Source organism: Micromonospora sp. NPDC005087, assembly GCF_042872965.1.
GTDB lineage: Bacteria > Actinomycetota > Actinomycetes > Mycobacteriales > Micromonosporaceae > Micromonospora.
The window spans coordinates 253,989-270,625 of sequence record NZ_JBIALB010000002.1; the positions used below are offsets into that span (position 1 = coordinate 253,989).

19 protein-coding genes are annotated in these 16,637 nt (G+C 73.8%); 11 read left to right on the forward strand and 8 right to left on the reverse strand.

Annotated elements, in window-relative coordinates; translation table 11 throughout:
- Positions 1-64 precede the first annotated feature (64 nt).
- Positions 65-1,507, reverse strand: a complete 1,443-nt coding sequence (locus tag ACFYPS_RS06190; RefSeq protein WP_354964546.1) for a hypothetical protein — start codon at positions 1,505-1,507, stop codon at positions 65-67.
- Between the two features lie 129 nt (positions 1,508-1,636).
- Between ACFYPS_RS06190 and ndhC the strand changes: the two genes are divergently transcribed.
- Positions 1,637-2,014, forward strand: a complete 378-nt coding sequence (gene ndhC / locus ACFYPS_RS06195) for an NADH-quinone oxidoreductase subunit A (RefSeq protein WP_074316464.1) — start codon at positions 1,637-1,639, stop codon at positions 2,012-2,014.
- 66 nt (positions 2,015-2,080) lie between these two features.
- On the opposite strand, the gene folP is transcribed toward ndhC, so the two are convergent.
- Positions 2,081-2,950: a dihydropteroate synthase gene (folP, locus tag ACFYPS_RS06200; RefSeq protein ID WP_354964547.1), complete on the reverse strand. Its 870-nt coding sequence runs from the start codon at positions 2,948-2,950 to the stop codon at positions 2,081-2,083.
- A 155-nt stretch (positions 2,951-3,105) separates the two neighbouring features.
- On the opposite strand from folP, the gene ACFYPS_RS06205 reads away from it, so the two are divergent.
- The 4 genes from ACFYPS_RS06205 to ACFYPS_RS06220 all read left to right on the forward strand — a co-directional run bounded on the left by ACFYPS_RS06205 (position 3,106) and on the right by ACFYPS_RS06220 (position 5,469).
- Positions 3,106-3,684: a DivIVA domain-containing protein gene (locus tag ACFYPS_RS06205; protein WP_387323115.1), complete on the forward strand. Its 579-nt coding sequence runs from the start codon at positions 3,106-3,108 to the stop codon at positions 3,682-3,684.
- Positions 3,681-4,175: an SRPBCC family protein gene (locus tag ACFYPS_RS06210; protein ID WP_354964549.1), complete on the forward strand. Its 495-nt coding sequence runs from the start codon at positions 3,681-3,683 to the stop codon at positions 4,173-4,175. The genes ACFYPS_RS06205 and ACFYPS_RS06210 overlap by 4 nt, the downstream gene beginning before the upstream one ends.
- Positions 4,176-4,251: 76 nt before the next feature.
- On the forward strand, positions 4,252-4,833 hold the full coding sequence (locus ACFYPS_RS06215; protein WP_387323117.1) for a DNA-3-methyladenine glycosylase I: 582 nt from the start codon (positions 4,252-4,254) through the stop codon (positions 4,831-4,833).
- 12 nt (positions 4,834-4,845) lie between these two features.
- On the forward strand, positions 4,846-5,469 hold the full coding sequence (locus ACFYPS_RS06220) for a hypothetical protein (protein ID WP_354964551.1): 624 nt from the start codon (positions 4,846-4,848) through the stop codon (positions 5,467-5,469).
- Between the two features lie 23 nt (positions 5,470-5,492).
- On the opposite strand, the gene ACFYPS_RS06225 is transcribed toward ACFYPS_RS06220, so the two are convergent.
- Complete coding sequence (locus ACFYPS_RS06225; RefSeq protein ID WP_387323119.1) at positions 5,493-6,284, reverse strand: enoyl-CoA hydratase-related protein; 792 nt, start codon at positions 6,282-6,284, stop codon at positions 5,493-5,495.
- 4 nt (positions 6,285-6,288) lie between these two features.
- A complete protein-coding gene (locus ACFYPS_RS06230) occupies positions 6,289-7,107 on the reverse strand; it encodes a PaaX family transcriptional regulator C-terminal domain-containing protein (RefSeq protein ID WP_354964553.1) in 819 nt (272 codons plus the stop codon).
- Between the two features lie 190 nt (positions 7,108-7,297).
- Between ACFYPS_RS06230 and ACFYPS_RS06235 the strand changes: the two genes are divergently transcribed.
- On the forward strand, positions 7,298-7,465 hold the full coding sequence (locus ACFYPS_RS06235; RefSeq protein ID WP_007455245.1) for a DUF3117 domain-containing protein: 168 nt from the start codon (positions 7,298-7,300) through the stop codon (positions 7,463-7,465).
- A gap of 147 nt (positions 7,466-7,612) precedes the next feature.
- The gene (locus tag ACFYPS_RS06240; RefSeq protein ID WP_387323121.1) at positions 7,613-9,088 is read left to right on the forward strand and encodes a leucyl aminopeptidase family protein; all 1,476 of its coding nucleotides are present in this window, start codon (positions 7,613-7,615) and stop codon (positions 9,086-9,088) included.
- Positions 9,089-9,094: 6 nt separating this feature from the next.
- Here the strand turns inward: ACFYPS_RS06240 and ACFYPS_RS06245 are convergent, their stop codons facing one another.
- Complete coding sequence (locus tag ACFYPS_RS06245; protein ID WP_074319132.1) at positions 9,095-9,664, reverse strand: O-methyltransferase; 570 nt, start codon at positions 9,662-9,664, stop codon at positions 9,095-9,097.
- 300 nt (positions 9,665-9,964) lie between these two features.
- On the opposite strand from ACFYPS_RS06245, the gene ACFYPS_RS06250 reads away from it, so the two are divergent.
- Both ACFYPS_RS06250 and ACFYPS_RS06255 read left to right on the forward strand, forming a co-directional pair.
- A complete protein-coding gene (locus ACFYPS_RS06250) occupies positions 9,965-11,431 on the forward strand; it encodes a trypsin-like peptidase domain-containing protein (protein ID WP_387323590.1) in 1,467 nt (488 codons plus the stop codon).
- A 76-nt stretch (positions 11,432-11,507) separates the two neighbouring features.
- The gene (locus ACFYPS_RS06255) at positions 11,508-11,930 is read left to right on the forward strand and encodes a preprotein translocase subunit TatB (RefSeq protein ID WP_387323123.1); all 423 of its coding nucleotides are present in this window, start codon (positions 11,508-11,510) and stop codon (positions 11,928-11,930) included.
- A gap of 85 nt (positions 11,931-12,015) precedes the next feature.
- On the opposite strand, the gene ACFYPS_RS06260 is transcribed toward ACFYPS_RS06255, so the two are convergent.
- From ACFYPS_RS06260 to ACFYPS_RS06270, 3 genes are all read right to left on the reverse strand, one after another.
- A complete protein-coding gene (locus ACFYPS_RS06260) occupies positions 12,016-13,164 on the reverse strand; it encodes an Mrp/NBP35 family ATP-binding protein (protein WP_354964557.1) in 1,149 nt (382 codons plus the stop codon).
- Positions 13,165-13,251: 87 nt separating this feature from the next.
- Positions 13,252-13,902, reverse strand: coding sequence for a DUF1003 domain-containing protein (locus tag ACFYPS_RS06265; RefSeq protein WP_387323125.1), 651 nt, complete (start codon positions 13,900-13,902; stop codon positions 13,252-13,254).
- Positions 13,895-15,181, reverse strand: a complete 1,287-nt coding sequence (locus tag ACFYPS_RS06270) for a magnesium transporter MgtE N-terminal domain-containing protein (protein ID WP_354964559.1) — start codon at positions 15,179-15,181, stop codon at positions 13,895-13,897. The genes ACFYPS_RS06265 and ACFYPS_RS06270 overlap by 8 nt, the downstream gene beginning before the upstream one ends.
- Before the next feature lie 33 nt (positions 15,182-15,214).
- Here ACFYPS_RS06270 and ACFYPS_RS06275 point away from each other — a divergent pair, with 33 nt between their 5' ends.
- Positions 15,215-16,084 (forward strand): PhzF family phenazine biosynthesis protein, encoded by an 870-nt coding sequence (locus ACFYPS_RS06275; protein ID WP_387323127.1) that lies wholly within the window; start codon positions 15,215-15,217, stop codon positions 16,082-16,084.
- A 15-nt stretch (positions 16,085-16,099) separates the two neighbouring features.
- Entirely contained in the window at positions 16,100-16,630 is a 531-nt protein-coding gene (locus ACFYPS_RS06280) for a hypothetical protein (RefSeq protein ID WP_387323129.1), read from the forward strand.
- The last annotated feature ends 7 nt before the right edge of the window (positions 16,631-16,637 follow it).

Sequence of the window (16,637 nt, forward strand, 5' to 3'; positions counted from 1 at the left end):
TTCAGATCACCGTCGCCGTCCCGCCAGCGACCCTCGCCGCATGCCGGACACGTGGTGTGGCCGGTCAGTCGGTGCGGGCCGTGGTCGGGTCGGTGAGCCGGCGACGCAGCGAGGTGGTGGCCAGCGTGAGGGCCAGCACCACCAGCGACGCGGAGATCACGATCAGGGTGATCGCGGTGCGCTGCACCGAGGTCATCCCGCCGTCGTCGGCCGAACCCCCGGCGGGGAGCACGCCCTGCGAGCCGGTGGGCGCGGGCGGGGAGACCACCGGGGTGGCCAGCGCGGCGGCCGCGGTGATCCGGAAACTCATCTGCACCTGTCGGGTCGGGCCGCTACGCGGGTCGAGTTGCCCGATCACCGCGCCGGACAGCGGCGCCTCCTGCTGGGCCTGCGCGGTCGCCTCCAGCGGCAGCCGCAGATCGGCGGTCCTGCCCGCCGGCACCGGGCCGGTGTCGCACCGGGTGCGGGTCGGGTCGATCGCCACGCAGCCCGCCGGTGGGGCCGGCACGCTCACCCCGGGCGGAAGGACCACCTCGACCCGGCCGGCCGCGTCCACCGTTCCGGTGTTGCCCAGCCGGACCGCGAGGGTGCTCGCCGCGCCGCTGATGTCGAAGCTCACCTCGTCGGCGGCCAGCGAGATCCCGGGCACCGGCGGGCCCGGTGGGAAGAGCACCGCGAAGCCCTGGACGTCGGCCGCCTCGCCGGTGATTCCCGGCGCGCTCGCGGTGACCCGCACGGACCCGCTGAGTGGCATCTGCTTCCAGGCGGTGCCGGCGACCCGCAGCCGGAGCAGGCTGCTGAACCGAGCGCCCGCCTCGGCCGTCCAGGCCCCGCAGCGGTACGCGCCACCACCGGTGGCGGTGCAGCCCTTCGTCCCGGCGTCGGTCAGCCCGGCGGGCAGGGTGTACGAGAGTCGGATCCGCTGGGCGGTGGTGCCGGTGTTCGTCACCGTGACCCGCAGCGTGGTGGCGGTGCTGGCGGCGTTCCAGTACCCGCCCGTGAGGGTGACGTCCTCGGTGGTGACCCGCACGCCGAGTGGGTTCGGCGGCGGCGCGTCCGGGCCCGGTGCCGGCGGACGGACCGGGGGCGCTGACGGCGCGGGGGGCGCCGGTGGTCCGGGCGTGGGTGGGCGGGTGGTGCTGCCCGGCGCGGGCGCGGCGGTGGTCGGCGCCGGTGTCACGTCCGGCGCGGTGGTCTGCGGGGCCGGTGGCGTCGTCTCCGATGGCGGTGCGGTGGTCTCCGGGGCCGTCTCGGTGGGCAGGGGATCGCCGCCGGGCTCTTCGGTCGGGGTGGGCTCCTCCGCCGGGGTGGTCTCGGGGACGGGCTCGGGCTCGGTCACCGGATCGCTCACCACCGCGACCGGGCTGGCGTCCGGCGTCGCCGCGCTGGCCCAGGCCGGTGCCACGGCGAGCGCCGCGAGCAGGCCGAGCGCGAGCGAGGTCGCCAGCAGGGGCGCGGGACGCCGCCCCGCGGCCCGGGAGCCGGGCGGAACCTGCGCGCTGGCCATCTGTCCTCCGGTGACATGGGTGGGGGTCCAGTATTCGGTAACAGTTGCCTTCGAGCACTAGTCCCATTCGGAAACAAGTCCGTAACGTGTTCGGGACGGCCCTTTCGGGCGGGCGGTAGGCTCCCGGACGTGACCGGTTACCTGGGCTCGTACGCGACGCTCGGGCTCTTGCTGCTCGCCAGCGTCCTGTTCTTCGTTACGGCATTCTCGGCCAACCGGGTGTTACGTCCCGCCCGACCGGCCGAGCCGCACGGCAAGCGGACCAGCTACGAGTGCGGGCTCGACCCGGTCGGCGCGGACTGGGCGCAGATGCAGATCCGCTACTACGTCTACGCCTACCTCTACGTCCTCTTCGCGGTCGAGGCGGTGTTCCTCTTCCCCTGGGCGGTCGTCTTCGACCGGCCGGGCTTCGGCCTGGTCACGGTGGTGGAGATGGCGGTGTTCGTCGCGGTGCTCGCGCTGGGCATCCTCTATGCCTGGCGTAGGAACATCCTGCGCTGGACCTGACCGCCCGGGCCTCCGGCGATCGTGCCGGTCCGTCCGGCCGTTCGCGGCCGGTTGCCGGGCGAGCGGTCAGGCCAGGCCCCGGCGGGTCACCGCTGGCGGCCGGTCGCCGCGGATCGAGGCCACCATGTCCAGCACCCGGCGGGTGGGCGCGACCTGGTGGGCCCGGAAGACCCGGGCACCCAGCCAGGCGGAGATCGCCGTCGCGGCGAGCGTCCCCTCCAACCGTTCGGCCACCGGCAGGTCCAGGGTCTCGCCAATGAAGTCCTTGTTGGAGAGCGCCACCAGCAGCGGCCAGCCGGTCCCGGTCAACTCATCCAGCCGGCGGGTGATCTCCAGGGAGTGCCGGGTGTTCTTACCGAAGTCGTGTGCCGGGTCGATCAGGATTCCGTCCGGGCGTACCCCCGCCGCCACCGCGCGCTCGGCGAGGCCGGTCACCGTCGCGACCACGTCGGCGACCACGTCGTCGAAGGCGGCCCGGTGCGGCCGGGTTCGCGGGACCAGCCCGCCGGCGTGCGAGCAGACCAGGCCGGCGCCGGTCTGCGCGGCCACCTGGGCGAGCGCCGGGTCGGCGCCCGACCAGGTGTCGTTGAGCAGGTCCGCGCCGGCCGCCACGGCCTCCACCGCCACCTCGGCGCGCCAGGTGTCGATGGAGATGACCACCTCCGGAAACGCGGCCCGGACGGCGGCGATGGTGTCCACCGTGCGCCGGATCTCCTCGGCGACGTCCACCTCGGCGCCGGGGCCGGCCTTCACCCCGCCGATGTCGATGATCGCCGCGCCCTCGTCCACGGCCCGTTCGACCGCGCGCAGCGCGCTGTCGGCGGCGAAGGTGGCGCCCCGGTCGAAGAACGAGTCCGGCGTGCGGTTGACGATCGCCATCACCACCAGCTCGCCGGGGGCGAACGTCCGCCCACCCAGCCGAAGCGCCCCGGCCATGCCCGCCTCCTGAGAGTCCGCACCGTCGCCGCCGCGTCGGCCGGTCCCGACGCTAGCCGGTCAGCCGGCCAGGACGCCCGGCGGCGTCGGCGATGATCGTGATCGGGGTGGGTGGTGGGCTCGCTCACGGCCGGTCGCCATGCCACGATCAGTGCATGGGTCAGCTTCTGCTCTTCCTGGTCGTGGCGTTGACCGTCGCGGCGGTGGTATTCGGCGTGACGGTGCTGGTCACCGGTCGTGATCCGGGCCTGGCGCCCGCCGAACCGGACTCGCAGGCCGTGTCGTTGCCGGTCACCCGGCCGTTGCGCGAATCCGATGTGGGCGCGGTCCGTTTCGACACCGGGCTGCGCGGGTACCGGATGGCCCAGGTCGATCACGCGATGCGCCGCGCCGCCTACGACATCGGCTACAAGTCCGAGCTGATCGGCGTGCTGGAGGCGGAGGTCACCGCGTTGCGTGCGGGACGCACCGCCGACGCGGACGCGCTGCGCCAGGCCCGTGAGCAGTCCGCCACCGCGGCGACGAACGAGGATGCGGCGGCTCCTCAGGGTCCGCGGCCGGGCGACGACGCCAACTCCGGCGCCGCCGGCCCGCTGCCCGCTGCCAGTTCCTCCCCGGCAGACTCCGACGGCGTGGCCCCGGCCGTCGCGCCAGCGGATGACGAGCCGACCGACGGTGAGCCGGCCGATGGCGCCGGACAGCACGGCGCGGTGGTCCGGTCGGAGTCGGCGTGACCGACCCGGGCGCCGACGATCTTCGCGAGGCCGCCCAACCCGGCGCCGGCGAGGTGACCGCAACGGTGATCGTGAACGCCCCGGCGGAACGGGTCTTCACCGCGCTGCTCGCCTGGGAACGTCAGTCCGACTGGATCCCCTTCACCCGACTGCGGGTGGTCGAGGGCGACGGCCGTGAGGGCAGCCTGATCGAGGCGGTGACCGCGCTCGGCCCGGTGGTGCTGCGCGACGAGATGCGGGTGGTCCGGGTCGACGAGCCGTACGAGATCGGCGTGGTGCACTGCGGCCGGCTGCTGCGCGGCCCGGGTGTGCTGCGCTGCACCCAGATGGACCGGGCCCGCACCCAGGTGGTCTGGCACGAGTGGTTCCACCTGCCGGGTGGCCCGGCCGGTCGGCTGGCGTGGCCGGTGCTCTGGCCCGGCTCCAAGGTCGGCCTCACCCAGGCGCTGAAGAGGTTCGCCCGTCTGGTCGAGCAGGGCCGGCTGCCCTGACCATGCTCGCGGCGGCCGCCGGACACCGCCGGCCGGCGGCGATGGGCTGTCGGCCCGATGGCCTAGCGTGTACGAGGTGACTGACCTGGTGATCGGCGCCGACGGGCTGCCACGCTGCGCCTGGGGGGCGAGCACCCCCGACTACGCCGTCTACCACGACACCGAGTGGGGGCGGCCGCTGCACGGCGACGACGCGCTCTACGAGCGGATGACCCTGGAGGCGTTCCAGTCCGGCCTGTCCTGGCTGACCATCCTGCGCAAGCGCCCGGCGTTCCGGCTGGCCTTCGACGAGTTCCGGATCCCGACCGTCGCCGGCTACGGCGACGCCGACGTGACCCGGCTGCTCGCCGACGCCGGCATCGTCCGCAACCGAGCCAAGATCGAGGCGGCGATCGCCAACGCCCGCGCCGCGCTCGACCTGCCCGACGGGCTGTCCGCGCTGCTCTGGTCCTTCGCCCCGGCGCACCGGCCGGTCCGCCCCGCCTCGTTCGCCGAGCTCGCGGCGATCACCCCCGAGTCGACAGCGATGGCCAAGGCGCTCAAGAAGCGCGGCTTCCGGTTCGTCGGCCCGACCACCGCGTACGCGCTCATGCAGGCCACCGGCATGGTCGACGATCACATCGTCGGCTGCCACGTCACGCTCCCACCCGCGGCGTGATGGGATGGCAGCATGACGACCGAGACCGCCCACCGGGCCGGCGAGGCCGGGCACGCTGACGGGACGGGCACCTGGGCGGTGCTGCTGCCCGCCGAGCGGTACGAGGCCGAGCGGCTCGTGCACCACGACACGCTGGAGCTGACCGGGCTGACGGGCGTCAGCCGGCCGGGCCCCGGTGACCGGGTGGCGGTGCTGACCGACACGCCGCCCCGGCTGGTGGCGCTCGGCCGGGTCACCGCGCCGGCGCAACGGCACCGGGAGGACCCGGACGATCCGCAGTCCCCGGTCGAGCCCGGAGCGCTCGTCGTGGCGTACACCCGGAGGGCATTCGACGAGCCGGTGCCGGCCGACCGGCTGACGCTCGACGGGCCCGTCACCGCGCTGGATCCGGCGGCCTTCCGGGCGCTCGCCGACCGGCTCGGCCCGCCCCCGGCGCGGCGCACCTGGCTGGTCAGCCTCGATTTGCCGATCGAGGCCGGCACACCGGCCGAGGCGGTCCGGCTCTTCTGGTCATACGTGCAGGAGCTGGGGCCGCGTGAGCTGCCCGCCTTCGTGTCACCCTCCGGCGACGAGCTGGCCATGCAGGCGTTCGTGCTGGGCGCGGAGGCCAACCAGGACCCGGAAGAGGACGACTAGAAGGCCCCGTCGGGCTGCCGCGGTCAGTGTCCTTCGAAGACCGGCTTCTGCTTCGCGACGAAGGCCAGGGTGGCCGCCCGGTGATCGGCGGTGGCGCCGCAGATCGCCTGTGCCTGCGCCTCGGCGGCCAGCGCGTCGGCGAGGGTGCCGGCGTCGGCGATGGAGAGCTGCCGCTTGATCGCCCCGTACGCGACGGTGGGGCCGGCGGCGAGGCGTGCGGCCAGCTCCTGCGCGGTCGGCAGCACCTGCTCGTCGTCGTCGACCAGCCGGTTGAGCAGCCCCAGCCGGCTGGCCTCCTCGGCGCGTACCGGCTCGGCCAGCATCAGCAGCTCCACCGCCTTGGCGTGCCCGACCAGTCGCGGCAGCGTCCAGGAGGCGCCGGTGTCGGCGGCGAGGCCGACCCTGGCGAAGGCCATCAGAAAGCTCGTGGCCGGGCCACCGATCCGGATGTCGGCGAGGAAGGCCAGCGACGCGCCCGCCCCGGCGGCCATCCCACGGACCGCGGCCACCACCGGCTTGGGCAGGTTGGCCAGCCGGGCGGCGATCGGGTTGTAGTGCGCCCGTACGGTGTCCAGCGGGTTACCCGCGGCGCCCTCCAGCGTCGACACGTGCTCGCGCAGGTCCTGACCGGCGCTGAACGACCCACCCGCGCCCGCCAGCACGACCGCCCGACAGGACCGGTCGGTCTCCAGCTCCGCGAGGGTGTCCCGCAGGGCCTCCTTGAGCGCCACGTCGAGGGCGTTCATCGCGTTCGGCCGGTTCAGCGTGAGGGTGACGACGGCGTCGGTCCGGTCGACCAGCAACGGTTCGGTCACGTGTCTAACGACCCTTCTGTCGGACGATGCGGTTGCCGGCGTCGAGGCACTGCTCGACGTACCGGTCGGCGGCCGGACGCAGGCGGGCCGCGTGCCGGTCGAAGAAACTGGCCGCGGCGGTGCCGGGCCAGCGTTCGGGCAGCAGCGCCGGGGGCAGCTGCGGGTCCCGGAACAGGAAGGTACGCCACGCGTGCACGAGCCGGAACCGGGCCGCGTACGCCTCCTCCTCGCTGCTGCGTGCGGTGACCGCGGCGAGCAGCGGGCGCTGGTCCGCGACGAACCGTTCGTAGGCGCGGCCGATCTCGCTCAGGTTCCAGGCCCGGCGGACCACGCCCATCGCGCCGGGTGTGCCGGCGAAGTGCGAGGCGGTGAACCGCTCGAATCGGACACCGGCCTCGGCGAGCAGCAGGTCGACGTCCTCGGCGGGCCGGGTGGCCACCCAGGTCTGCTCATCCAGCGTGCCGTAGCCCAGGAAGCTGAGGTTGGCGGCGAGCCGCTGCCGGTCCCGGCGGGAGCCGGGCGCCTCCAGCACAAGCAGATCGAACCGCCCGTCCCAGCTGACCCGGCCGGTCCGGTAGATCCGGGCTGCCGCCTCGTCCAGTCGCCGGGCGGCTTTCGGTGTGATCGAATATCCCGGTCCGGACGCCAGTCGGAGTGGGTCGAGCCAGCCCTGACGCACCATCCGGGAGACGGCGGTGCGCACTGCCGGCGGCGCGATTCCCAACGGTGCCAGTAGCTTGACCAGGGCGGCGACCGGTGCGCGGCCACCCCTCGGCCGGAGGTGGTCGCCGTACAGGTCGAAGAGTGCCGACCGTGCCTGCATGACCGCACATTGTGACAGGCCTTCTCAAGATAAGCTAGATGCTGTTACATCAATGCTGCTCCGGTTTGGGTCCGGCGGTGTTCATCAGGGAAAATCGTTGGTCGACACCCCCGCGACCGTTGCGGGTGGTCGTGACGAAGTGGCTGTGGGGCAACCCACCGACCCTGGTGTAGGTCTGAGGGGAGACAACATGGCGGCGATGAAGCCGCGGACGGGCGACGGTCCGCTGGAAGTCACCAAGGAGGGCCGGGGCATCGTCATGCGGGTCCCGCTGGAGGGCGGTGGCCGGCTCGTCGTCGAGATGACTCCCGACGAGGCCAACGCGCTCGGTGACGCGTTGAAGGCGGCCGCCGGCTGAGTGAGGATTGATCCGGGCGGCGTACGCCGCCTGGAACCTTCCTCGGTCCCTGAGCCACCGGCATCGCCGGTGGCTCAGGGTCTTCATCTGTGCGGAGAAACGGGTCCGGCTCCGCTCCGCGACACTTTCCTGGAGGTGCGGTTCCGCGTGCTCGCCATCCGTCTGATCGCCGAGCCTGACCGGCTCGACGTCCTTGTCCTGCCCGTCCGTCCCGCCGACCAGGCAGCGGATGGCGACGCCTCCGCCGTACCGGCGCCCACCGCCGTCGCACTGCCGGACGGCACCGCCGAGGAGGCCGCCGCGCTGGCGCCGGTCGCCCGGCTGACCGGCCGGGCCGGCGAGATCCGCACCCATCTGCGCCCCGGTCGTACCCCCGGCCGGCTGCTGCTGCTCGGCATCGGCGACGGCGACGAGGCGGCCTGGCGGACCGCCGGCGCGGCCCTGGCCCGCGCCGCCGTAGATGAGACGCATATCACTCTCGCGCTTCCCGCGGAGGTGACACCGGCCGCAGTCCGCGGGTTGACCGAGGGGCTGCTGCTCGCCTCGTACCGGTTCCGGCTGACCGAGGCGGGTAACCCGCCCGCGCTCGCCGGCGTCGACCTGCTGCTCGCCGACCCGGCCGCGCACGAGGCCGCCATCGCCACGGCTCGGACCACCGCCGCGATGACCCGACTCGCCCGCGACCTGACCAACACGCCCTCCTCCGTGAAGAACCCGCAGTGGTTCGCCGACCAGGTGACCTCCGCCGCGGCCGACCTGCCGGACCTGCGTCTACGGGTCCGTGGGCCGGATGAGCTGGCTGCCGAGGGCTTCGGCGGGATCCTCGCCGTGGGCGGCGGCTCGGCCAGCGGCCCCCGCCTGGTCGAGCTCGACTGGAACCCTGCCGGCGCGCGTACCCATGTGGTGCTGATCGGCAAGGGCATCACCTTCGACACCGGCGGGATCTCGATCAAGCCGGTGCCAGCGATGAAGCTGATGCGCAAGGACATGGCCGGCGCGGCCGCGGTCGTCGCCGCCACCCTCGGCGCCGCGACGCTGCGGTTGCCGGTCCGGGTCACCGCGCTGGCCCCGCTGGCCGAGAACATGGTCAGCGGCTCGGCGTTCCGCCCCGGCGACATCGTCCGGCACTACGGCGGGACGACCAGCGAGACGACCAACTCCGACGCGGAGGGCCGGCTGGTCCTCGCCGACGCGCTGGCGTACGCGGTGCGGCAGCTCGCGCCGGACCTGCTGCTCGACCTGGCCACCCTCACCGGGGCCAACGCCGTGGCGTTGGGCAAGCGGACCGCCGCCCTCTACAGCGAGAACGACCGGCTGGCCGCCGATGTGCTCACCGCGGGCGAGGCGGCCGGCGAGGCTGCCTGGAGGATGCCGCTGCACACCGACTACGTCGAGTACCTGGGCAGCGACATCGCCGACCTGTACAGCGCTCCGACCCAGGGTGCCGGGTCGGTGGTGGCCGCGCTCTACCTGCGCGAGTTCACCGGCGAGCTGCGGGATCGCTGGCTGCACCTGGACATGTCGGCCCCGTCCTGGGCGGACAGCGACCACGCCGAAGTCAGCCGCGGCGCGACCGGGTGGGGTGTCCGCTCGCTCCTGCGGTGGCTGGCCAGCGTCGACTGACCGGGGTCAGCACTTCACCGCGGCGAGCACCCCGTGCCCGACCGGGAGCAGCGCGGGAATCCAGTGCTCGGACTCCCGCACCGCCTTGATCGTCTCCCGGACTGTCACGGTCTCCGCGTCCCGGGCGGCCGGGTCACCGATCCGGCCGCCGGCCAGCATGCCGTTGAGCGCGAGCACGCCGCCCGGTCGCAGCAGCCGCAGCGCGGCTTCCACGCAGGCGTGGAAGCCGGTCGCCTCGGCGTCCACGAAGACCAGGTCGTACGCCCCGTCGGCGAGCCGGGGCAGCACGTCGAGGGCGCGACCGGTGATGATCCGTGTGCGGCCGGCGGCGAAGCCGGCCTCGCTGAAGATCCGCCGGGCGATCCGCTGGTGCTCCACCTCCACGTCGATGGTGGTGAGTACGCCGTCGGCGCGCATGCCGCGGAGCAGCCAGAGACCGCTCACCCCGGTGCCGGTGCCGATCTCCACCACCGCGCGGGCGTTGCCGGCCGCGGCCAGCAGTCGTAGCGCCGCTCCGGCGCCGGGGGTGACCGCGTCGAGGCCCACCTCGTGGGCCAGGCTGCGCGCGGTGCGCAGGACGAGATCCTCGGTGACGTACGACTCGGCGAACTGCTGAGCCTGGGTCGTCGAACTGCCGGAACCGGCGACCGTGGCGATGGGGCACCTCCGGGGGCGGTGCGTGGTGCGGGGGCGGGTTGGCACTGTGAGCGTAGAGGCGACCGTCGCGTGGCGCAGCCGCGCCTCCGTCCCCCGCGATCACCGGAGGCAACCGCTGACTCCACCGCGCGCATCCGTGCAATCCTGGAGGCGGTATCCCGTCAGCCGCGACCGCGCCGGTCGGTGGCCGGACGACGCGGCGCGGGATCCGGGGACGGACTGGGAGGCACCGACGTGACCGACGGCTGGGACTGGCGCCGGGGCGGTGAAACTCCGGCTCCGGCACGACCGCCCGGGGCAGAGGCCCCGTCGGCGGGGTCGCCGGTAGCGCCGGGGGCCGGCAGCGTGCCCGCGGCCGACGGGGCGTCGACGGCCGGGAGCCCACCGGCGTCGAGCGCGCCGCCGACCACCTGGCCGGCGTCGACCGCGCCGCCGACCACCTGGCCGGCGTCGACCGCGGCGCCGGGTGGGCCCGGCGCCGCCGGCACGTCGCCCTGGTGGTCCGACGCGCTCGCTGATCCGTGGCGGGATCCGGCGGCGCCGGCCGCCGTGATGGTGCCCGGGGTGGTGGCGGCGGGCACCGAGCCAGAGCCGGTCACCGACCCCGATGCGCCGGGCCGGCCGACGCTGCGCCACCTGCTGCTCATCCCGGTGATCACCGCGCTGCTCGCCGGCACCCTCGGCGGCGCGCTGGGTTACGCGTTCGCCGTACGTGGCGGGGCCGGCGGGACGGTGCTCGGCGCCGAGCCGGCGCAGCCGCCGGCGTTGGCCCAGCGCAAGCCGGAGTCGCTGGCCGGGGTGGCCGAACGGGTCCTGCCCAGCGTGGTCACCGTGCGGGTGAGCAGTCTCGGCGGGACGAGTGAGGGCTCCGGCTTCATCGCCAGCGCCGACGGGCACGTGATCACCAACGACCACGTGGTGGCCGGCGGCAGCGGAAAGGCCTCGGTGATCTTCAACGACGGCAGCTCCGCGGCCGCGACCGTGGTCGGCCAGGACCCGGAGTCGGACATCGCGGTCATCAAGGTGAGCCGGACCGGGCTGCGGCCGGTGGAGTTCGGCGACTCCGACGCGTTGGCGGTCGGCGACCCGGTGCTCGCCATCGGCTCGCCGCTCTCGCTGGCCAACACGGTCACCGCCGGCATCGTGAGCGCCCTGGACCGGACGATGCAGGCCGGCGAGCCGGGCGGTCCGGTGCGGTACTACGCGGCGATCCAGACCGACGCGGCGGTCAACCACGGCAACTCGGGCGGCCCGCTCGTCGATGGGGCCGGACGGGTGGTCGGGGTGAACTCCACCATCAAGTCGCTGGTCGCCGACGGTCAGGAGGCCGGCAACATCGGTCTCGCCTTCGCTATCCCGATCAACCAGGCCAAACGGGTGACCCAGGACATCATCGGCACCGGCAAGGCCCGGCGTACGGTGATCGGCGCCCAGGTCGGCGGTCCGGGCGCGGGAGCCAGCGGCGGCGTACGGCTCGCCGCGGTGGAGCCGTCCGGTCCGGCGGCCGGCGCCGGGCTGCGGGTCGGAGACGTGATCCTGAAGCTCAACGGCCGGCCGATGACCGAGCCGACAGACCTGATCGCGCTGGTCCGCAAGTTCGCGCCCGGCTCGGTGGTGACCGTCGAGTTCCGGCGCGGCGCCGATCGGCAGAACACCTCGGTCACCCTCGCCGCGGATGCCAAGTGAACAGCGGGTCACCCCCTGCCCGAAAGCCGTCCGACGTGCGTAGTCTTGCTGCTGACGCCGAGAGGAGGCCCGCGGGATGCTCGACAACCTGAACTGGTGGGAGATCGGTGCGCTGCTGCTCCTGGCGCTGCTGATCTTCGGTGACCGGCTGCCCGCCGTGATCACCGACGGCTTGCGGATGGTGCGCAACCTTCGCAACATGGCCCGCAACGCCACCGGCGACCTGAGTCGTGAGCTGGGCACCGACATTCAGCTCGAGGATCTGCACCCGAAGGCCTTCATCCGCAAGCACCTCCTCAGCGAGGAGGACGAGGCGGCGATCCGCAAGCCGTTGCAGGGCGTCTACGACAACCTGCGCGCGGATGTCGGCGGCGTGCACAACGAGCTGAAGGACGTGGCCAACGCCGCGGACCCGCGGACGAAGGAGACCCGGTCCGGCACGGCCACCGGCACCCCGTCGGCGCCGGCTCCCCGAGCCAGCTACGACGACGCCACCTGACCGGCCCGTCACCAGACCGGCCCGCCACCTGACCGGCCCGCACCCGCCGGCCGGACGGCCGGCGGGTTAACGACGGACCGGGCGCTCAGCGCCCGGCGGGCTTGAGGCCGAGCGGCTTGCCGAGCAGCGACTCACGGCGCAGCGCGAGCCGGTCCGCGATCGTGCCGAGCGCCTGCGCGGCCGGCGACTCCGGCTCGGCCAGCACGATGGGGTTACCGGCGTCACCGGCCTCGCGGACGCGGGTGTCCAGCGGGATCTGCCCGAGCAGCGGCACCTGCGCGCCGATGGTCCGGCTCAGCGACTCGGCGACCGCCGCACCGCCGCCGGCACCGAAGATCTCCATCCGGGAACCGTCCGGCAGCTCCAGCCAGGACATGTTCTCGATGACGCCGACGACCCGCTGGTGGGTCTGCAGGGCGATCGCACCGGCCCGCTCCGCCACCTCAGCGGCGGCGGCCTGCGGGGTGGTGACCACCAGGATCTCCGAGTTGGGCAGCAGCTGGGCCAGCGAGATGGCCACGTCGCCGGTGCCCGGGGGCAGGTCGAGCAGGAGCACGTCCAGGTCGCCCCAGTAGACGTCGGCCAGGAACTGCTGCAACGCCCGGTGCAGCATCGGGCCGCGCCACACCACCGCGGCGTTGCCGGCGGTGAACATGCCGATCGAGATCACCTTCACGCCGTGCGACTGCGGCGGCATGATCATGTCCTCGACGCGGGTCGGCCGGCCGTCCGCGCCCAACATCCGGGGCACCGAGTGGCCGTAGATGTCCGCGTCGACCACGCCCACCGAGAGCCCGCGGGCGGCCAGCGCCGCCGCCAGGTTGACTGTCACGCTGGACTTGCCGACGCCACCCTTGCCGCTGGCCACCGCGTACACCCGCGTCCGCGAGCCGGGCTGGGCGAACGGGATGACCGGCTCCTCGCTGGCACCCCCTCCGCGCAGCTGCGACTGCAACGACTGCCGCTGCTCGGGGCTCATCACACCAAAGTCGATCTCCACGCCGGTCACCCCGGGCACCGCGGCGACCGCGGCGGTGATGTCCGTGCGCAGCTTGTCCTTGAGCGGGCAACCGGCGACGGTGAGCAGCAACTCGACCCGTACGACGCCGCTGGTGTCGATCGCGGCGGAGCGGACCATGCCCAGCTCGGTGATCGGCCGGCGGATCTCCGGGTCGTTGACGGTGGCCAGGGCGGCCTGGATCGCGTCCTCGACGGTGCTGACGGGTGCTGACATGCCCGCAATGCTACGTCGCGGGGCATCCGCTCCGGCCGCTGGCCGGGAACGGTGTGAGCGAATCGATGGCCCGATCGAACCCTTCGGTCAGCCGTCCTGCGGGCGGGGCCCGGTGGCGTCCGGCCGGGCTTCGCGGGCGACGTCGCCGTCCAGATCGTCGCGGGGTTCGTCCAGCCCGGCGCCATCGGTCGGCCGCTGGCCACGCCTCTCCTGCCGGCTGTCCTTCTCCTGCTGGCGGCGCTCCAACCGTTGCCGGCGCTGCCCCGCCTCGTCCAGCTCCTCGGCCAGCCGGGCCAGCTCCGAGCGCAGGAAGTCCCGGGTCGCCACCTCGCCCAGCGCGATGCGCAGCGCGGCGATCTCCCGGGCCAGGTACTCGGTGTCCGCCTTCTGCGCGGTGGCCCGCCGCCGGTCCTCCTCCAGCGCCACCCGGTCCCGGTCGGCCTGCCGGTTCTGCGCCAGCAGGATCAACGGCGCCGCATAGCTGGCCTGCAACGACAGCACCAGGGTCAGGAACGTGAAGGTGTACGGGTCGAAGCGCAGATCGGCCGGGGCCAGGGTGTTCCAGCCGAACCAGATCGCGATCACCACCGTCATGACGACGATGAAGTTGGCGGTGCCCATCCCGCGCGCGATGCCCTCGGACCACCGGCCGAACGCCTCCGCGTCGAACCGGGGCAGCTTGATCCCCCGGGGCTCGCGTGGCTGGTCGAGCCGTTCGGCCCGCCGCTGGTCAGCCATCCGCGCCATCCGGCGCCGGTTCCGGGGAGTTCAGGGCGCCCAGGGCGTCCCGGTCCCGCCAGTCCCGGGGCAGTGAATGATCCAGCACGTCGTCCACCGTCACGGCGCCGACCAGCCGGTTGTTCCGGTCGATCACCGGCATGGCGACCAGGTCGTAGGTGGCCATCCGGCGGGTGATCTCCGGCAGCGGGGTGGTGGGGCGCAGCGGGTCGATGTCGTTGACCACGACTTTGCCCAGCAGGTCGGCCGGGGGTTCGCGCAGCAACGCCTGGAAGTGCACCATGCCCAGGTACCGGCCGGTCGGGGTGTTCTGTGGGGCCCGGGTCACGAAGACCTGCGCGGCGACCGCGGGGGAGAGCTGGGGCTCCCGGATCCGGGCGAGCGCCTCAGCGACGGTGGCGTCCGGCGGCAGGATGACCGGCTCCGAGGTCATCACGCTGCCCGCCGTGCCCGGCGTGTACTTGAGGAGCTGGCGCACCGGGTCGGCCTCGTCCGGCTCCATCAGGTCCAGCAGCACGTCCTGCTCCGGCGGAGGCAGCTCGTTGAGCAGGTCCGCCGCGTCGTCCGGGTCCATCTCCTCCAGCACGTCCGCGGCCCGTTCCCGGTCCAGCGCGGCGAGGATCTCCACCTGGTCGTGCTCCGGCAACTCGCTGAGCACGTCGGCCAGCCGCTCGTCGTCCAGTGCCGCCGCGACCTCGTTGCGCCGCGCGTCGGGCAGGTCCTGCAAGGCGTTGGCCAGGTCGGCCGGGCGCATGTCCTCCAGTACGGCGAGCAGGTTCGCCGTACCCCGGTTGTCGGCGATGCCGCTGAGCCCGCGCACCCGGTCCCACTCCACCTGGTGCAGGTGGCCGCGGCGGGTGAGCCGGCCGGTGTGCTCGCGGACCGCGACCCGGGTGAGCGACCACTCGCCACCCCGGGAGCATTCCATGGCGACGTCCACCACCGCGCCGGGCTGGCCGGCCGGTTCGAGCTGCACCCGCCGGTCCAGCAGCTCCTGGAGCACCAGCAGTTCGTTCGGGCGTTTCTCGAAGCGCCGCAGGTTGAGGGTGCCGGAGCCGAGCACGACCGCGTCGGCGTCGATGGACGTGATCCGGTTGATGGACAGGAAGATCCGCCGGCGCATCGGCATCTCGGCGACCAGGCCCACGACCTCCGGGGGACGTTTGGTCGCCCGCAGCCGGGCCACCGCGTCACGAACCCGGCCCACCTGGTCGCCGTTCGGATCGAAGACGGCGACTCCGGCGAGGCGGGCTATGTAGACCCGGGTCGGCGTGCTCACGGGCACCAGCCTAAGCGCCTAGTGTTTATCAACATGTCGACCTTGTCCTACGAGATCGTGGACGTCTTCACCGACCGCCCTTTCGCCGGCAACCCGCTGGCCGTGGTGTTCGGCGCGGAGGCGCTGGCCGCGGAGCAGATGCAGGCGCTCGCGCTGGAGTTCAACCTTTCCGAGACGGTGTTCGTGCTGGCCCCGACCCAGGTCGGCGCCACATACCGGGCCCGGATCTTCACACCGGTGGAGGAGTTGCCGTTCGCCGGCCACCCCAGCGTCGGTGCGGCGGTCACCGCGAGCCGGCGCGGGATGTTCGGTGTGGGGCAGGTCATGCAGGAGTGCGGCGCCGGCGTGCTGCCGATCGAGGTGACCGCGTCCGGGGCGACCCTCACCGGTGGAAGCCCGACCCTCGGCCCCGAGCTGGACCCGGAGCCGCTGCTGGAGGTCGCCGGGCTGGTCCCGGACGACCACGTCGGGCCGCCCCCACGGGTCGCCGGCTGCGGGCTGGAGTTCCCGTACCTGCCGGTGCGGCCGGAGTCGGTGGCCCGGGCACGGGTGAACCCGGCGGCGGCGGAGCGGTACGGGGTGGCGCACGTCAGCGTCTTCTCCTGGGACCCGACCACCCAAACCGCGCACGCCCGGGTCTTCGTTCCCGGCCTCGGCGTACCGGAGGACCCGGCGACCGGCTCGGCGGCGCTCGGTCTCGGTGTCTGGCTCGTGGCCAGCGGCCTGCTGCCCGGCGAAGGGATGTCCCGATACGCCGTGCGCCAGGGTGTGGAGATGAACCGTCCGTCCGCGCTGGCCTGCACGGTCACCGCGGAGAACGGCGTGGTGGTCGGCGCGACGGTCGCCGGCCAGGTGATGCCGGTGGCCCGGGGCGAGATCGCCGTGCCGCCCTTCGTGGGCTGACCGGCGGAGGTCCTCATGCGGGACAATGCGGGTGTGACGGACGAGGATGCCCCCCGTGGCACGCCACTGCTCGACGAGGCGATGAAGAAGGCTGCGGTGGCGTGGGTCAGCGTGGCCGGTGGGCCGGCGCTCGCACTCTGGTGCGCCCCGCTGGAGGGCGCGCTGTTCGTGGTCAGCGGGCCGGGTGAGCAGGCCGCGCCGGGGCTGGCCGACGCGGCCGAGGCGCAGGTCACCCTGCGCGGTGACCACGGCGGCCGGATCGTCACCTGGCCGGCCCGGGTGACCCGGCTGCGACCGGGCACCGAGGCATGGGACACCACCGCGGCGCTGGTGGCGGGTAAGCGGCTGAACGCGTCCGGCCCGACCGCCGACCTGGTGGCCCGGTGGGCCGCCGAGGGCTGCGCGGTGAACCGTCTCGCCCCGGCCGGTGACCCGCTGGCCGGCGCCGACCTGCCGGCCGACGCGCAGGCCGAACCGCCCCGGGAGACCCCGGCGGTCCGGGCCACCCGCAAGCCGTTCCGCCTGCACCGGGTCCGCCGCCGCTGACCCGCCG